Consider the following 15,402-nt stretch of genomic DNA (forward strand, 5'->3'; position numbering starts at 1 on the left):
AATAGCTGTTAGGGGTGTCATGCGGTTATGGGAGCGAGCGCGGGGAGTTAATCCGTCGTCGTGGCTTGCTCGTGTGTTGACGGGCGATGGCTGACGGTTACAGGAGGGAATGCATCCGCATAATGTTGCTCGCCGGCCTTGGCATATTTTGAATCATATCATAGCGCTACTACTGCGAGGTGCAGTGGGGAGCGCTATAAAGCCGGGACAACAAAAAACCCGCACTAGGCGGGTTTCTTGTGTGTTTCAGATGACATTTGCACCACCTGAAACTAATAAGTGGTGCCCAGAGACGGAATCGAACCGCCGACACGGGGATTTTCAATCCCCTGCTCTACCGACTGAGCTATCTGGGCAACGGGGCGCATTAAACGGGTTTTTCAGGGGGTCGTCAAGCAAGTTTTCAAAAAATATTTAATTATTACCGTCGCTTACGTGCCGACCCCAGTTTTTGATCAATTATTGAGCAGGTGGTACGTAGCCGTCGGCCTTGGCGTAATCCTCGCCGGAAAAGAACTTGTCCATCTCGCCCGCCAGGTATTTACGGTCGTCGGCGTTCATCATGTTCAGGCGTTTTTCGTTGATCAGCAGGGTTTGGTGTTTCAGCCAGTCGCCCCAGGCTTTGGCTGAGACGTGGTCGTAAATGTCCTGGCCCTTGATACCTGGGTACGGAGGGCGCTCCAAGGCGGGCAATTCTTCTTTGTACTTGCGGCACATTACGGTGCGGGTCATGACGACTCTCCTGCGTTCAATACATCGGCCGCGCGCTTCAGCAGTTTCTTGACCGGGGCGGCAAGGCCCAGGCGCGGCGGGGTGGCGAGGTTATACCAGAGCCAGTCGGCCTCGGCGACGTGATGGGCGGATTCCTTGACCTGAACCAGCCAGGGTTCGATGGCCAGCTGGAAGTGGCTGAAGGTGTGGATCAGCCCCGGCAGTGCCTGGTGTTTGCCCAGTTCGAGCGTGTGCTGGTTGGCCAGGTGTTCGAGGTCTTGCAGGTCGTCCAGTTCGGGCAGGCTCCACAAGCCGCCCCACAGGCCCGTGGAAGGGCGACGGTAAAGCAGAATCGCGCCTTCGGCATTGGCCAGCATCGGCATCAGTGTGCGCTTTTGCGGGATGGTCTTGCGCGGCTTGGGGATCGGGTAGCGTGTCTCCAGGCCGAGCATGTGGGCTTCGCAGTTTTGTTCCAGCGGGCACAGCAGGCAGCTGGGTTTGCTGCGCGTGCACAGGGTGGCACCCATGTCCATCATCGCCTGGGTGTAGGCGTTGACGCGATCATGGGGTGTAAAGCGCTCTGCGGTGGCCCACAGCTGCTTGGCCACCTTGGGTTCGCCTGGGTAGCCCTCTTGTGCGGTGAAGCGCGCCAGCACGCGTTTGACGTTGCCGTCGAGGATCGGCGCGCGCAGGCCCATGCTCAGGCTGGCAATCGCGCCGGCGGTGGACAGGCCGATGCCGGGCAACTCAGTGAGCTTTTCCACATCCCTGGGAAAGTCGCCGCCGTACTCGGCCACCACGATTTTCGCGGTCTTTTGCAGGTTGCGCGCCCGGGTGTAGTAGCCCAGGCCGGTCCACAGGTGCAGCACTTCGTCTTCCGGTGCGGCGGCCAGGGCTTCGACCGTTGGCAGGGACGCCATGAAGCGGTCGAAGTAATTGAGCACCGTGCTGACCTGGGTCTGCTGCAGCATGATCTCCGAAACCCACACCCGGTAAGGCGTAATGCCCGTTTGCCAGGGCAGGTCATGGCGGCCGTGGCGGTCGTACCAGTCCAGCACCGCCGTTGAAAACTGCTCGTCTCTCATCGTTTGAACAGGCCTTTCAAAGCATCTTTGAGCTGCGGGTTAACCTTGTCGAGCTTCTCTTCCAGCTTCTCGCCGAGCTTGTTGCCGGCCGCCTTGATCGCGACCTGGCTCAGGCCGTCCTTGTCCAGGCGGCAGGCCTTGGCGCCGAGTTCCAGCGGGCCACGGCAGCGCAGCGGCACTTCGATACCCTGGAAGTTGGAGCCGACTTCGCAGGCCGGGTCCGGTACTTCGCGCTGGTCGCCTTCGACGATGATGCCGACGCGGTAATCCATGCCCAGCACGCGCAGGTCGACGTCACCGTTGCCGTTGACCGTCAGCCCTGGGATGCGCACTTTCAGGTCGGGATTGTTGGCCACGCCGTTACGGAAAGTCAGGTTGCCCTTCAACTCCTGGAACGGTGTGTCCTTGCCGCGTTGTTCGCCGCTCAGGGTCTTGCGGTTGAGCAGGGCGATGCCGGTGCACAGTTGCTGCTCGAGGTTGGCGTTGAGCAGCACGCCGTTGTTGATCACAAAGCTGGCGGTGCCGTTGAGGCTGTCGATCAGGGCTTTCTGGCTGTTGCCGCGGCCGCTGAGATTACTGTCCAGCGTGATCTGGCCCTTCACGGGCGGCGTCTGCCCTTGGGCCTGCAGGATGCGTTCGACCGGCACTTGCTTGATCCGGCTTTGCAGGGCCAGCAGCGGAATATCCTGGCGCACATCGAGCGTGCCGTTGGCCTGGAAGGTCCCGTTGTAGAGGCCGCCGCTGAGGGTGCCGAGCTTGAGCTGGCCATCGCTGCCGGAGGCTTTGAGCACGGCATTCTGGATCGGCAATTTGCTCAGGGTCAGTTGGTCGAAGGCGAGGTCGGCGTCTATGTCCAGCGTACGCAGGCGGGTCAATGGCAGGAGTTTGTCCGTGCTCCAGGCGCCTTTGGTCGGTGCTTGCGGCAGTGGAGTGGTGCCACCGGCCGCCATGGCGCCGGCTTCGCTGTTCTGCACTTCGGCCTGGCGGGCAGCGGTCGCGCCCTTGGCGGATTCGGACTTGGCCGGCAGGTAGTTGTCGGCGTTGAAGGTATCGCCCTTGAGCTGTACGCGCAGCGCCTGCTTGGCGAAGTCGTCCACGGCGACGCGACCGGTGAAGGTGCTGCCGTCGAGTTTCAGGTTCAGGTCTTCCAGCGCCAGGCTGTTCGGTGTGCCTTTGAGACGGCTGACCAGCTCGACCTTGCTCAGGCTGCCCTCGGCCATCGGTGGCAATGGGTTACCGACGCTGTCGAGGAACTTGGCCAGGTCAAACTGGGCGATGGACAGCGCGCCGCTGAGCTGCGGGGTCTTGTCCAGGTCGTTGACCTTCAGCTCGCCCAGGGCGCGCAGCTGGTTGGCCGACAGTTTCAGGTTGGTCCATTCGGCGATATTGGCCGCCTGGTCCACCAGCAACTGGCCCTGGGTGGAGAAGGTCACGGTCTTGCCTTGCAGCGGCTCGCCCGTGGCTTCGCCGGTGATTTTCATGTCTTCGAACTGATAGCGCTTGAGCGCGCGCTCGATACGCAGGTTGCCGTTGAGCTCGGTCTTGACGCGCATCACCGGCTGGTTGCTGCCGAAGAAGGCGGTGAGCTTCACCGGGATGCTCGCACCTTCGTGCACGGCGCCGGCGCTCAACTGGATGCTTTCGGCACTGAATTGCTTACCGGTTTGCTCATCGTTGTATTCGACGCGGGCGTTGTTGATCGTCAGGCTATCGATGTCCAGGCGGATGGGCTGGGCCGGTTTTTCCGGTTTTACCTCGGGTGACGGCTGAGCGGGGGCGGGCGTTTCGGTGGTGGCTACCGGCGCGTTCTTGCCGATGTCTTCCCAGTTGCCATGGCCTTGCTTGTCACGGTTGAGGCGTAGGTTCAGGCCTTCGACACGCACATCGCTCATCTGTACTTCGCGACGCAGCAGCGGCAGCACGCGCACCGACAGGCCAAGCATTTGCAGGTCGGCGAAGGGTTGGGTCGGCGTGGTCAGGGTCGCCACGCTGGCTTCGTGCAGTTCAAGGCCGAGCCAGGGGAACAGGCTCCAGCCGATATCGCCATTGAGCGTCAGCTCGATGTGGGCCTTGTCGCGGGCAATCTGGCGAATCTCGTCTTTATAGTCGTTGGGATCGAAGAGATGGGTCAGGGCAAAGCCCAGAGCCACAATGATCAGCAACAGCCCGAGAAGTACCAGACCCAGGATTTTGCCGAACGCTTTCATGGGCGAGTCCTTGTATGTCGATTTCAAAATTTAGCCGCAGAGTATAACGCCCGACGGCCTGCGTCAGTTCACGGATCGTTACATTGTATCCAGCCCTAGGAAAACGGGATTTTGACGCCAATAAAACCGAAAAATCGCAAAAAGATGATGTCATTTTGGTTTTTCTGTCATCCGCTAATGCTAATCTTCGGCCGTTCGTTCGCCTTCTGCGACTTATCGTCGCGCCAAAATGGAGCTTCACTCTACAAAAACGGCCACGCTTTGCGTGCAAGGCCGAGGGAGAGAGCGCCTGACGGACGCATACTAATAACTGGGGGATACATCAATGAGCACTAGCACTGTGGCCGGCACTACCGCCGCACAGCCTGCGTTCCTGTCCAAGGAGCGCATTATCGCCAAGCCCGGGTTCAACCGCTGGCTGGTTCCACCGGCCGCCCTGGCCATCCACCTGTGCATCGGCATGGCCTATGGCTTCTCGGTGTTCTGGTTGCCGTTGTCCAAGGCGCTGGGTATCACCAAACCGGTTGCTTGTGCGCCGGACATGAGCTTCATCGCGCAAGTCTTCTCGTCCCAATGCGACTGGCCCATCTCCATGCTGGGCTGGATCTACACCCTGTTCTTCATCTTCCTGGGCTGCTCGGCAGCGATCTGGGGCGGCTGGCTGGAACATGCCGGGCCACGCAAGGCCGGTGTTGTTTCGGCGTTGTGCTGGTGCGGCGGCCTGCTGATCTCGGCACTGGGTATCTATACCCACCAGATCTGGCTGATGTGGATCGGCTCCGGGGTCATTGGCGGTATCGGCCTGGGCCTGGGTTATATCTCGCCCGTCTCGACCCTGATCAAGTGGTTCCCGGACAAGCGCGGCATGGCCACCGGCATGGCGATCATGGGCTTCGGCGGCGGCGCAATGGTTGGCGCTCCGTTGGCAGCTGCGCTGATGGGGCACTTCGCTTCGCCGACCAGCGTGGGCGTATGGCAGAGCTTCCTGGTGATGGCCGCGATCTACTTCGTGTTCATGATCGGCGGCGCGCTGTCCTACCGTGTTCCACCGACCGGCTGGAAGCCTGAGGGCTGGACCGCGCCGGTGAAAAAAGCCGCCAATGCGATGATCACCCACCGTCACGTGCACGTGAACGTGGCCTGGAAAACCCCGCAGTTCCGTCTGGTATGGCTGGTGCTGTGCCTGAACGTGTCGGCGGGTATCGGCATCCTCGGCATGGCTTCGCCGCTGCTGCAGGAAGTGTTCGGTGGCAAGCTGCTGGGTGTTGATGTGCCGTTTGGCCAGCTGGACGCCGGGCAATTGGCGTCGATTGCTGCCATCGCTGCGGGCTTCACCGGTTTGTTGAGCCTGTTCAACATCGGTGGCCGGTTCTTTTGGGCGTCGTTCTCCGACTACCTGGGCCGTAAAAATACCTACTTCGTGTTCTTCGCCCTGGGCTTTGCCCTGTACGCGCTGATCCCGAACCTGGGGCACCTGGGCAACGTGGCGCTGTTCGTCGCGGCGTTCTGCATCATCCTGTCGATGTACGGCGGTGGTTTTGCGACTGTCCCGGCCTACCTGGCCGACCTGTTCGGTACCCAGATGGTCGGCGCGATCCACGGTCGCCTGCTGACCGCTTGGGCCGCCGCGGGCGTATTGGGCCCGGTGTTGGTGAACTACCTGCGTGAATATCAACTGAGCATCGGCGTTGAACGCGCTGCGGCCTATGACATCACCTTGTACATCCTCGCCGGCCTGCTGGTACTGGGCTTTATCTGCAACCTGCTGGTCCGCCCGGTGGCCGACAAGTACTTCATGACCGACGCGGAACTCGCCGCCGAGCAAGCGCTGGGGCATGACAAAGGGGCTGATGCCAGCACCTCCCTGGAATGGAAAGCGGCGCCCGGCACTGTGCCGTTGGCGATCGCTGCCTGGCTGGTAGTGGGTATTCCGTTGGCCTGGGGTGTGTGGGTGACCCTGCAGAAGACGGCGGTACTGTTCCACTAAGTTGACTGCAAGCGGGCGCACCATCCTGGAGCGCCCGCTTGTATGCACATGTCTATCCCCGACATTCCCCGCCTCAACTCGTCAGTCTTATCCCCTTCGATGTTTCTGTTTAGCGTCCGCGCCCCTATAATGGCTGCCTTTTTCGCCCAATGATTTTGCGGAGCTGGTGATGGCCGAACGTAAGGCGTCCGTCGAGCGCGACACTCTGGAAACCCAGATCAAAGCCTCGATCAACCTGGATGGCACCGGAAAGGCCCGATTTGATATCGGTGTACCTTTTCTTGAGCACATGCTGGACCAGATCGCCCGTCACGGGCTGATCGACCTGGATATCGTCAGCAAGGGCGACCTGCATATCGACGACCACCACACGGTGGAAGACGTAGGCATCACCCTCGGCCAGGCGTTTGCCAAGGCCATCGGCGACAAAAAAGGCATCCGTCGCTACGGCCACGCCTATGTCCCGTTGGACGAAGCGCTGTCGCGTGTGGTCATCGACTTCTCCGGCCGCCCAGGCCTGCAGATGCATGTGCCGTACACCCGCGCCACCGTGGGCGGCTTCGACGTCGACCTGTTCCAGGAATTCTTCCAGGGCTTCGTCAACCACGCACTCGTCAGCCTGCACATCGACAACCTGCGCGGCACCAATACCCACCACCAGATCGAAACCGTGTTCAAGGCATTCGGCCGCGCGTTGCGCATGGCCGTGGAGCTCGATGACCGCATGGCCGGGCAAATGCCCTCGACCAAGGGCGTCCTGTAATGCAGACGGTCGCGGTTATCGACTACGGCATGGGTAACCTGCACTCGGTGGCCAAGGCCCTCGAGCACGTAGGGGCCGGCAAGGTGCTGATCACCAGCGATGCCAAGGTGATTCGCGAAGCCGACCGCGTGGTGTTCCCCGGTGTGGGGGCGATTCGCGATTGCATGGCCGAAATTCGCCGCCTGGGCTTTGACAGCCTGGTGCGCGAAGTCAGCCAGGATCGCCCGTTCCTCGGCATCTGCGTGGGCATGCAAGCCTTGCTCGATCGCAGTGAAGAGAACGACGGCGTTGACTGCATCGGCCTGTTCCCCGGCCAGGTGAAGTTCTTCGGCAAGGACCTGCACGAAGACGGCGCCCACCTGAAAGTCCCGCACATGGGTTGGAACGAGGTCAGCCAGGCAGTGGATCACCCGCTGTGGCACGACATCCCGGACATGGCGCGTTTCTACTTCGTGCACAGCTACTACATCGCCGCCGGTAACCCGCGCCAGGTGGTGGGTGGCGGGCACTACGGCGTCGACTTCGCCGCCGCGCTGGCCGACGGTTCGCGTTTTGCCGTGCAGTTCCACCCGGAGAAGAGCCATACCCATGGCCTGCAATTGCTGCAGAACTTCGCCGCCTGGGATGGGCGCTGGTAAATGGCCAGGAAGCCGAAGCCGTCGATCTTGACCCTCACGCCTGAGCAGGAAAGTGAGGCTACCCTCAAGATCAAGCGCTTCATGGAGGACCGCTTCGAGCTCAAGCTGGGCTCGTTCGAAGTCGCCGAGATTCTTGAGCTGTTCGCCACCGAAGTGGCTCCGCATTATTACAACAGGGCGATTTTCGATACGCAGACGCTCCTTAAAGAAAGGTTCGAAAGCATCGAAAGCGACCTGTGGTCGCTTGAAAAGAGCAGCTGAAAGCTTCAAGCCCCAAGCTGCAAGAATTGATACGCGTGCTTGCTTGCAGCTTATAGCTTGCAGCTTGCAACTCTTTGACGAAGGAAAAGCATGCTAATTATCCCCGCTATCGATCTCAAGGACGGCGCCTGCGTACGTCTGCGCCAAGGCCGTATGGAAGACTCCACCGTGTTCTCCGATGACCCGGTGAGCATGGCTGCCAAATGGGTGGAAGGGGGTTGCCGTCGTCTGCATCTGGTGGACTTGAACGGCGCCTTTGAAGGCCAGCCGGTCAACGGCGAAGTGGTCACCGCGATCGCCAGGCGCTACCCGAACCTGCCGATCCAGATCGGCGGTGGTATCCGTTCCCTGGAAACCATCGAGCACTATGTCAAAGCCGGCGTGAGCTACGTGATCATCGGCACCAAGGCCGTGAAAGACCCGGCCTTCGTCGCCGAAGCCTGCCGCGCGTTCCCTGGCAAAGTGATCGTGGGCCTGGACGCTAAAGACGGTTTCGTCGCCACCGACGGCTGGGCTGAAATCAGCACCGTGCAAGTCATCGACCTGGCCAAGCAGTTCGAAGCCGACGGCGTGTCCGCCATCGTTTATACCGACATCGCCAAAGACGGCATGATGCAGGGCTGCAACGTGCCGTTCACCGCTGCGCTGGCCGCTGCCACCAGGATCCCGGTGATCGCTTCCGGCGGTATCCACAATCTGGGCGACATCAAGTCGCTGCTGGACGCCAAGGCCCCAGGGATCATCGGTGCCATCACCGGCCGCGCTATCTACGAAGGTACCCTGGACGTCGCCGAAGCCCAGGCTTACTGCGATGCCTACAACGGCTGAGGACTGACCATGGCGCTGGCCAAACGCATCATCCCTTGCCTGGACGTCGACAACGGTCGCGTGGTCAAGGGCGTCAAGTTCGAGAACATCCGTGACGCCGGCGACCCGGTGGAAATCGCTCGCCGCTACGATGAGCAAGGTGCCGACGAGATTACCTTTCTCGACATCACCGCCAGCGTCGACGGCCGCGACACCACGTTGCATACCGTCGAGCGCATGGCCAGCCAGGTGTTTATCCCGCTGACCGTGGGCGGTGGCGTGCGCACCGTGCAAGATATCCGCAACCTGCTCAATGCCGGTGCCGACAAGGTCTCGATCAACACCGCAGCGGTGTTCAACCCGGAGTTCGTCGGCGAAGCCGCGCAGCACTTCGGCTCGCAATGCATCGTGGTCGCTATCGACGCCAAGAAAGTCTCCGGCCCGGGCGAAACCCCGCGCTGGGAGATCTTCACCCACGGCGGTCGCAAGCCGACCGGCCTGGACGCGGTGGAGTGGGCGATGAAGATGGAAGGCCTGGGCGCCGGGGAAATCCTGCTGACCAGCATGGACCAGGACGGCATGAAAAACGGCTTCGACCTGGGCGTGACCCGCGCCATCAGCGATGCGCTGGGGATTCCGGTGATCGCCTCCGGCGGCGTCGGTAACCTGCAACACCTGGCCGACGGCGTGATCGAAGGCCATGCCAGCGCGGTGCTGGCGGCGAGTATTTTTCACTTTGGCGAATACACCGTTCCTGAGGCCAAGGCCTACATGGCGGCGCGCGGTATCGTCGTTCGCTAAACGTTGCTGGACACTATGGCAGGCGCGCGGCACTCTCTGCGCTTGCCATGGATTCCGGTAGCCTTCATGTTCAAGACCCTGCTGCTTGCCCTCGCCAGCACCTCCATCTTTATGGTGAGTGCGGCACACGCCGAAGAGCCGTCTGACGCCTCCCTGGTGTTGCTGACGGAAAATTTCCCGCCCTACAACATGGCCAAGAACGGTAAGAACTTTGCCAAGGACGAGAACATCGAAGGCATCGCCGTGGACATCGTGCGCGAAACCTTCAAGCGTGCCGGCATTTCCTACAATCTCACCCTGCGTTTTCCTTGGGAGCGAATCTACAAACTCGCCCTGGAGAAACCCGGCTATGGCGTGTTCGTGATGGCGCGTCTGCCGGACCGTGAAGCGCTGTTCAAGTGGGTCGGCCCCATCGGCCCGGATGATTGGGTACTGTTGGCCAAAGCCGACAGCGAGATCCAGCTTGCCGACCTTGAGCAGGCGCGGCGCTACAAGATCGGCGCCTATAAAGGCGATGCCATCGCCGAGACCCTGGAGAAGCAGGGCCTTAACCCGGTGGTGGTATTACGCGACCAGGACAACGCGCAAAAGCTCGTGGATGGCCAGATCGACCTGTGGGCCACGGGCGACCCGGCCGGGCGTTATCTTGCGCGTCAGGTCGGTGTGACGGGGCTCAAGACCGTGCTGCGGTTCAACAGTGCCCAGTTGTACCTGGCGCTGAACAAGAACGTGCCCGATGAGACGGTGGCCAAATTGCAGGCGGCGTTGGATCAGTTGCGCTCGGAAGGGCTTGTGGACCGGATCATGGCGAACTATTTGTAGCGATAGGTACCGTTCTTGCCGTGCCCAGCCATGGCTTGATTGCTGCGCACGCTGATCATCAGCTTGATATCAATCCACTCGATGCCCTGGGCCTTGAGCTTGGGCAGTTCGCGCTCCAGCACTGCCAGGGTTTGCGGGTAGGGGTGGCCGATCATCACCGCTGAGCCTTGTTTGTGGGCCAGTTTGATCGCGGTTTGCAGTTGCGTGGTGATCGCCGCTTCGGTGCGTTCGTCATCGAGGAACACATCCCGCGAGACGCTGGCCAGGCCGATCTTCTGCGCCTCGGCAGCGGCCACGGTCTGCGCGCTGGTGCGGCTGTCGACGAAGAATTTGTTGCGCCGTTGCAGCTCGGCCATCAGCCAGGCCATGGCGGCCGGTTGCGCGGTCATGCGGCTGCCCATGTGGTTGTTGATACCGGCGGTGTAGGGCACGGCGTTGAAGGCAGCGTCCAGGCGTTTGCCGAGCTCTTCTATGGGCAACTCGGGGTGCCAGGCGAATGGGCCGGTGGCCGGGTCCATGGGCATGTGCAGGATCACGATCTTGCTGGCCTTGTGCGCTTCGCGGGCGAATTCGGCGGCGTGGGGCGTGTCGGGCATGATCGCCGTGGTCACCGGCCCAGGCAGGGCCAGCACGCGACGATCCCGGGTAAGGTTTTGCCCGAGGTCGTCGATGATGAGGCTCAGGTAGGCTTTGTGGGATTCGCTGGCAGGGGCCGCTTGGGCGACCCCTGCCAGGCTGCACAGCGCAGCGAGGATCAGGGCAACACGCATATCAACGGCTGCGTGTAATGCTCAAGCCCTTGAGCAGGCTTAGCGCCTGGGCCAGCTGGTAATCATCGTCCTGCGGCATCGGCTTGGCTTTCTTGCTGCTGCCTGTTGGCTGGTCGGCACCGCCGTTGCCATTGCCCAGGTGACCTTGCAGGTCCGCTTCCTTGTAGTATTCGCTGTCGATTTCGTTGGTGATCTTGGCCTTGCGCACTTCGATGTCCGGCACGATGCCCTGGGCCTGGATCGAGCGGCCGTTTGGCGTGTAGTACAGCGCGGTGGTGATCTTCAGCGCGCGATCGTTGTTCAGCGGCAACACGGTCTGCACCGAGCCTTTGCCGAAGCTGGTGGTGCCCATCAGCACGCCGCGTTTCTGGTCTTGCAGGGCGCCGGCGACGATTTCCGACGCCGAGGCGCTGCCGCCGTTGATCAGCACGGCCAATGGCACGTTCTCGCTGAGGTCGTTGCCGGTGGCCGAGAAGCGTAGCTCGGAATTAGCGATACGGCCCTTGGTGTAGACGATCAGGCCCTTGGTGATGAAGTGGTCGACCACTTCCACCGCAGACTGCAGCACGCCGCCTGGGTTGTTACGCAGATCGAGCACGATGCCGCTGAGTTTCTTGCCGTTGTCCTTGCGCAGCTTGGCCAGGGCCTTGGCCACTTCGTCGCCGGTCTTGACCTGGAATTGGGTGATGCGGATGTAACCGTAGCCCGACTCCAGCAACTGGCTCTTCACGCTCTTGACCACGATGGTCGCGCGGGTGAGTGTCACGTCAAACGGGTTGCCGCCGTCGCGCACCAGGGTCAGGGTGATTTTCTGGCCGATTTTGCCGCGCATCTTGTCGACGGCTTCGGTCATGGTCTGGCCACGGGTCGGCTGGCCGTTGATCTTGACGATAAAGTCACCGGCCTGGATGCCGGCCTTGGACGCCGGGGTGTCATCGATTGGCGAGACCACCTTGATATTGCCGTCTTCGGCGCCGACTTCAATGCCCAGGCCGCCGAATTCACCGCTGGTGCTTTCCTGCAGTTCGGCGAAATCTTCCGGACCGAGGTAGGCGGAGTGCGGATCGAGGTTGCTGAGCATGCCCTTGATGGCATTTTCCAGCAGGGTCTTGTCGTCTACAGGTTCGACATAGGCTGCCTTGATCCGGTCCATGACCTCGGCGAAGGTGCGCAGCTCGTCCAGCGGCAACGGCGCCCTAGTGGTCGCGGCGGAGGTCGCGGCCGTGGCGGCGGGTGCAGCCGGGGCGGCCTGGTCGGCAAAAGCCAGAGGCGCGCCGATCACCAGGGCGATCGTCAGGGCCAGCGAAGTGAGGCGGGACAAATGCAGCATGTCGAACGAACTCCTAATGTAGATGCGACCCTATCCTTGGGACCGGCACCATTGTGCGGGATCGCTCGGGCGACCCTGCTGACGAATAGCGAAGTACAGCGCTGGGGTGTCCTGGCCGCCACTGTTACCGACAGTGGAGATGGATTCACCGGCTTTTACAACATCACCTGCCGACTTGAGTAACGTCTGATTGTGGCCATAAAGGCTCAAATAGCCATTACCGTGGTCGAGAATCACCAATAAACCGGCGCCGCGCAGCCAATCGGCAAACACCACGCGCCCACCATGTACGGCGTGGACCTGGCTGCCGGCGGAGGCGCTGATCATCACCCCGTCCCACTTGGCGCGGGTGTCATCGCCACGGGTTTCGCCAAAGCGTGCCAGTAGTCGACCATCAACTGGCCATGGAAGTTTGCCGCGCGCTGAAGCAAAAGGCCCGCCGAAGGACTCGCCGGCGCTGGAAACCAGCGGGCCAGGGGCGGCATGCGCCGGTTTGCGGGGCGCCGGGGCATCAGTGGTGGCTGCCAGTTCGGCCTCACGCTGACGCTTTTTTTCGGCTTCCTGCTGGGCGATCAGCGCTTTCTGCCGCGCTTCTTCGGCCTCACGTGCCTGGCGTGCCAGGGTTTCTTCGATGGTCTTGAGCACTTTGGCCAGGTCGGCCTGGTCTTGCTCGCGGGCCTGCAACTTGGCGTCGCGGGCCTTCACGTCGTCATTGAGCTTGGCCAGGGCCAGCTGGCGCTCCTTGCGGACCTTGTCCAGCTCGTCGCGCTGGGTGTCGAGGGCGCTTTTCTGGTCCTCCAGCTGCGACTGCTGGTTGGCGATTTCCTGTTCGACGTTGACCAACTGGCGCAGGGTTTCGTTGAAGCTTTTCAATTGCTCCAGGCGGGCCTTGCTCAGGTAGTCGTAGTAGGTCAGGGTGCGCGCGAATTTTTCCGGGTTCTGCTGGTTGAGCAGCAGCTTGAGGTATTCCTGGCGGCCGCTCTGGTAGGCGGCGCGGGCCTGGATTGCGATCAAACGCTGCTGTTCAACGCGTGCGCTCTGGAGTTTTTTTTTCTCAGCGTCGAGTCGCTCCAGTTCCGACTCGCTCTTCTTTAGTTCTTTTTGCAGCTCCTGGACCTGCTTCTCCAGCTTGCCCATTTCGGTTTCCGTGCCGCGCAGGTCTTTCTGCACCCCGGATTTTTCTTCCTGGAGCTTGCCGAGCAGTTTTTTCAGCTCGGTAATGTCCTGACGCGTAGCGTCCAACTGTTGTTGAGTTTGTGCGCGCTCATCGGCAAATGCCGGTTGGAGCAGGCAGACAAGAGCAAGGGTAATCAAGGCGCGAAGCATAGAGGCGGGCGACACCAGGGAAAGGGACGGCCTAGTATGCCCGCCAAGCGCCGCAAAAAAAACGCCCAATTCGGACTGGAACGCAAGATAGGTGCCGAGTGGCGGTGGTATGGCAAAAAGACATCTGCCAAACACCGCGAAGCTAATGTGGGAGGGGGCTTGCCCCCGATTGCGATGTGTCAGCTGAATATGTGCTGGCTGATCCACTGCTATCGGGGGCAAGCCCCCTCCCACATAGTTGTTTGGATCAGACCAGGATTGAGGTACCAGTCATCTCTTTCGGCTTCTCCAACCCCATCAGCATCAGCATGGTCGGTGCCACATCCGCCAGCACGCCGCCATCACGCACTTTGAAGTCGCGCTTGCCGACATAGATGAACGGCACCGGCTCGGTCGTGTGGGCGGTGTGGGCCTGGCCGGTGGATTCGTCGGACATCTGCTCGCAGTTGCCGTGGTCGGCGGTGATCAGCGCCTCGCCACCGACTTTTTCCAGGGCCTCTACAATGCGGCCGACGCACAGGTCCAGGCATTCCACGGCCTTGGTCGCAGCTTCCAGGTTGCCGCTGTGGCCAACCATGTCACCATTGGCGTAGTTGACCACGATCACGTCGTAACGCTGGTGGTCGATGGCGTCGACGATCTTGTCGGTCACTTCCGGCGCGCTCATTTCCGGCTGCAGGTCGTAGGTGGCGACTTTTGGCGAAGGGATCAGGATGCGCTCTTCGCCAGGGAACGGTTCTTCACGCCCGCCGGAGAAGAAGAAGGTTACGTGGGCGTATTTTTCGGTTTCGGCAATACGCAGCTGGGTCTTGCCGTTTTTCGCCAGATAGTCGCCCAGCACGTTGTCCAGGCTGCCGGCAGCAAAGGCTGCGGGAGCCGGGATGCTGGCGGCGTATTGGGTCAGGCCGACGTATTGGACTTTTGGCTGGCGGGCACGCTCGAATTCCTTGAAGCCGTCCTCGACAAACACACGGCTCAGCTCGCGGGCACGGTCGGCGCGGAAGTTCATGAACACCACGGCGTCGCCGTCCTCGACTTTTACCGGCTCGCCGATGGTGGTGGCCTTGACGAACTCATCGCTCTCGCCACGGGCGTAGGCGGCTTCGAGGCCTTCCTGGGCGGTGGCGGCGTGGAATTCGGCCTGGCCGTCGACGATCAGGTTGTAGGCCTGGGACACGCGGTCCCAACGGTTGTCGCGGTCCATGGCGAAGTAGCGGCCCACCAGGCTGGCGATGCGGCCCTTGCCCAGGGCGGCGAAGGTGGCGTCCAGCAGCTCGATGGAGGATTGCGCGCTTTTCGGTGGGGTGTCGCGGCCGTCGAGGAAGGCGTGCAGGTAGATCTTGTCGGCGCCGCGCTTGAAGGCCAGCTCCGCCATGGCGACCAGATGGTCCTGGTGACTGTGAACGCCGCCGTCGGACAGCAGGCCCATGAAGTGCACGGCCTTGCCGGCCGCCACTGCTTTATCTACCGCTGCGCAGAGGGTCGGGTTCTCGAAGAACTCGCCATCGCGAATCGATTTGGTCACGCGGGTGAAGTCTTGATATACCACTCGTCCGGCGCCGAGGTTCATGTGGCCGACTTCCGAGTTGCCCATCTGGCCATCCGGCAGGCCCACGTCCATGCCCGAGCCGGAGATCAGGCCGTTGGGTACCGTTGCGGTCAAACGGTCGAGTACGGGCTTCTTGGCCGCGTACACGGCGTTGTCGTGGTGGCTTTCACTGTGTCCGAAGCCATCGAGAATTATCAGGACCAAAGGTTTAGGCGTGGTAGTCATAGATCCTCTCGCGGCGGTAATAAAGGAAGGCAATTGAAAAGGGAGTGGCAGTTTAAAGCGAAGTTCCGACCACGTCACCGCTTTACGGGGGTTGGCCCCCCCTGACGGCTGTGTATACTT

14 protein-coding genes and 1 tRNA gene are annotated in these 15,402 nt (G+C 61.4%); 7 read left to right on the plus strand and 8 right to left on the minus strand.

Annotated elements, in window-relative coordinates; translation table 11 throughout:
- Nucleotides 1-280 precede the first annotated feature (280 nt).
- From FIV39_RS04840 to FIV39_RS04855, 4 genes are all read right to left on the minus strand, one after another.
- Nucleotides 281-356 (minus strand) — tRNA-Phe (locus tag FIV39_RS04840).
- 103 nt (nt 357-459) lie between these two features.
- On the minus strand, nt 460-732 hold the full coding sequence (locus tag FIV39_RS04845; protein WP_090401038.1) for an oxidative damage protection protein: 273 nt from the start codon (nt 730-732) through the stop codon (nt 460-462).
- Entirely contained in the window at nt 729-1,796 is a 1,068-nt protein-coding gene (gene mutY, locus FIV39_RS04850) for an A/G-specific adenine glycosylase (RefSeq protein WP_090401037.1), read from the minus strand. The genes FIV39_RS04845 and mutY overlap by 4 nt, the downstream gene beginning before the upstream one ends.
- The gene (locus FIV39_RS04855; RefSeq protein ID WP_090401036.1) at nt 1,793-4,003 is read right to left on the minus strand and encodes an AsmA family protein; all 2,211 of its coding nucleotides are present in this window, start codon (nt 4,001-4,003) and stop codon (nt 1,793-1,795) included. The genes mutY and FIV39_RS04855 overlap by 4 nt, the downstream gene beginning before the upstream one ends.
- 325 nt (nt 4,004-4,328) lie before the next feature.
- Between FIV39_RS04855 and FIV39_RS04860 the strand changes: the two genes are divergently transcribed.
- The 7 genes from FIV39_RS04860 to FIV39_RS04890 all read left to right on the plus strand — a co-directional run bounded on the left by FIV39_RS04860 (nt 4,329) and on the right by FIV39_RS04890 (nt 10,082).
- Nucleotides 4,329-5,990 carry an OFA family MFS transporter gene (locus FIV39_RS04860; protein ID WP_090401035.1) on the plus strand — a complete coding sequence of 554 codons (1,662 nt, stop codon included), beginning with the start codon at nt 4,329-4,331 and terminating at the stop codon, nt 5,988-5,990.
- 169 nt (nt 5,991-6,159) lie between these two features.
- The gene (hisB, locus tag FIV39_RS04865) at nt 6,160-6,753 is read left to right on the plus strand and encodes an imidazoleglycerol-phosphate dehydratase HisB (protein ID WP_003218037.1); all 594 of its coding nucleotides are present in this window, start codon (nt 6,160-6,162) and stop codon (nt 6,751-6,753) included.
- Nucleotides 6,753-7,391 (plus strand): imidazole glycerol phosphate synthase subunit HisH, encoded by a 639-nt coding sequence (hisH, locus tag FIV39_RS04870; protein ID WP_090401034.1) that lies wholly within the window; start codon nt 6,753-6,755, stop codon nt 7,389-7,391. The genes hisB and hisH overlap by 1 nt, the downstream gene beginning before the upstream one ends.
- Nucleotides 7,392-7,652, plus strand: coding sequence for a DUF2164 domain-containing protein (locus FIV39_RS04875; protein ID WP_090401033.1), 261 nt, complete (start codon nt 7,392-7,394; stop codon nt 7,650-7,652). It abuts the gene before it with no gap.
- A gap of 90 nt (nt 7,653-7,742) precedes the next feature.
- Complete coding sequence (gene hisA, locus FIV39_RS04880; RefSeq protein ID WP_057010603.1) at nt 7,743-8,480, plus strand: 1-(5-phosphoribosyl)-5-[(5-phosphoribosylamino)methylideneamino]imidazole-4-carboxamide isomerase; 738 nt, start codon at nt 7,743-7,745, stop codon at nt 8,478-8,480.
- Nucleotides 8,481-8,489: 9 nt separating this feature from the next.
- A complete protein-coding gene (hisF, locus tag FIV39_RS04885) occupies nt 8,490-9,260 on the plus strand; it encodes an imidazole glycerol phosphate synthase subunit HisF (protein WP_003171107.1) in 771 nt (256 codons plus the stop codon).
- 66 nt (nt 9,261-9,326) lie between these two features.
- Complete coding sequence (locus FIV39_RS04890) at nt 9,327-10,082, plus strand: substrate-binding periplasmic protein (protein ID WP_090401032.1); 756 nt, start codon at nt 9,327-9,329, stop codon at nt 10,080-10,082.
- Here the strand turns inward: FIV39_RS04890 and FIV39_RS04895 are convergent.
- The 4 genes from FIV39_RS04895 to gpmI form a co-directional block, all read right to left on the minus strand.
- Nucleotides 10,073-10,852 (minus strand): divergent polysaccharide deacetylase family protein, encoded by a 780-nt coding sequence (locus FIV39_RS04895; protein ID WP_090401031.1) that lies wholly within the window; start codon nt 10,850-10,852, stop codon nt 10,073-10,075. The two genes, FIV39_RS04890 and FIV39_RS04895, sit on opposite strands and share 10 nt — an antisense overlap.
- A 1-nt stretch (nt 10,853) precedes the next feature.
- Complete coding sequence (locus tag FIV39_RS04900) at nt 10,854-12,182, minus strand: S41 family peptidase (protein ID WP_090401030.1); 1,329 nt, start codon at nt 12,180-12,182, stop codon at nt 10,854-10,856.
- A gap of 30 nt (nt 12,183-12,212) precedes the next feature.
- Nucleotides 12,213-13,508, minus strand: coding sequence for a murein hydrolase activator EnvC family protein (locus FIV39_RS04905; RefSeq protein WP_032890130.1), 1,296 nt, complete (start codon nt 13,506-13,508; stop codon nt 12,213-12,215).
- Nucleotides 13,509-13,755: 247 nt separating this feature from the next.
- Nucleotides 13,756-15,282 (minus strand): 2,3-bisphosphoglycerate-independent phosphoglycerate mutase, encoded by a 1,527-nt coding sequence (gpmI, locus tag FIV39_RS04910; protein WP_090401029.1) that lies wholly within the window; start codon nt 15,280-15,282, stop codon nt 13,756-13,758.
- Nucleotides 15,283-15,402: the final 120 nt, after the last annotated feature.

The sequence above is a fragment of the Pseudomonas grimontii genome, from assembly GCF_007858185.1.
Taxonomy (GTDB): domain Bacteria; phylum Pseudomonadota; class Gammaproteobacteria; order Pseudomonadales; family Pseudomonadaceae; genus Aquipseudomonas; species Aquipseudomonas grimontii.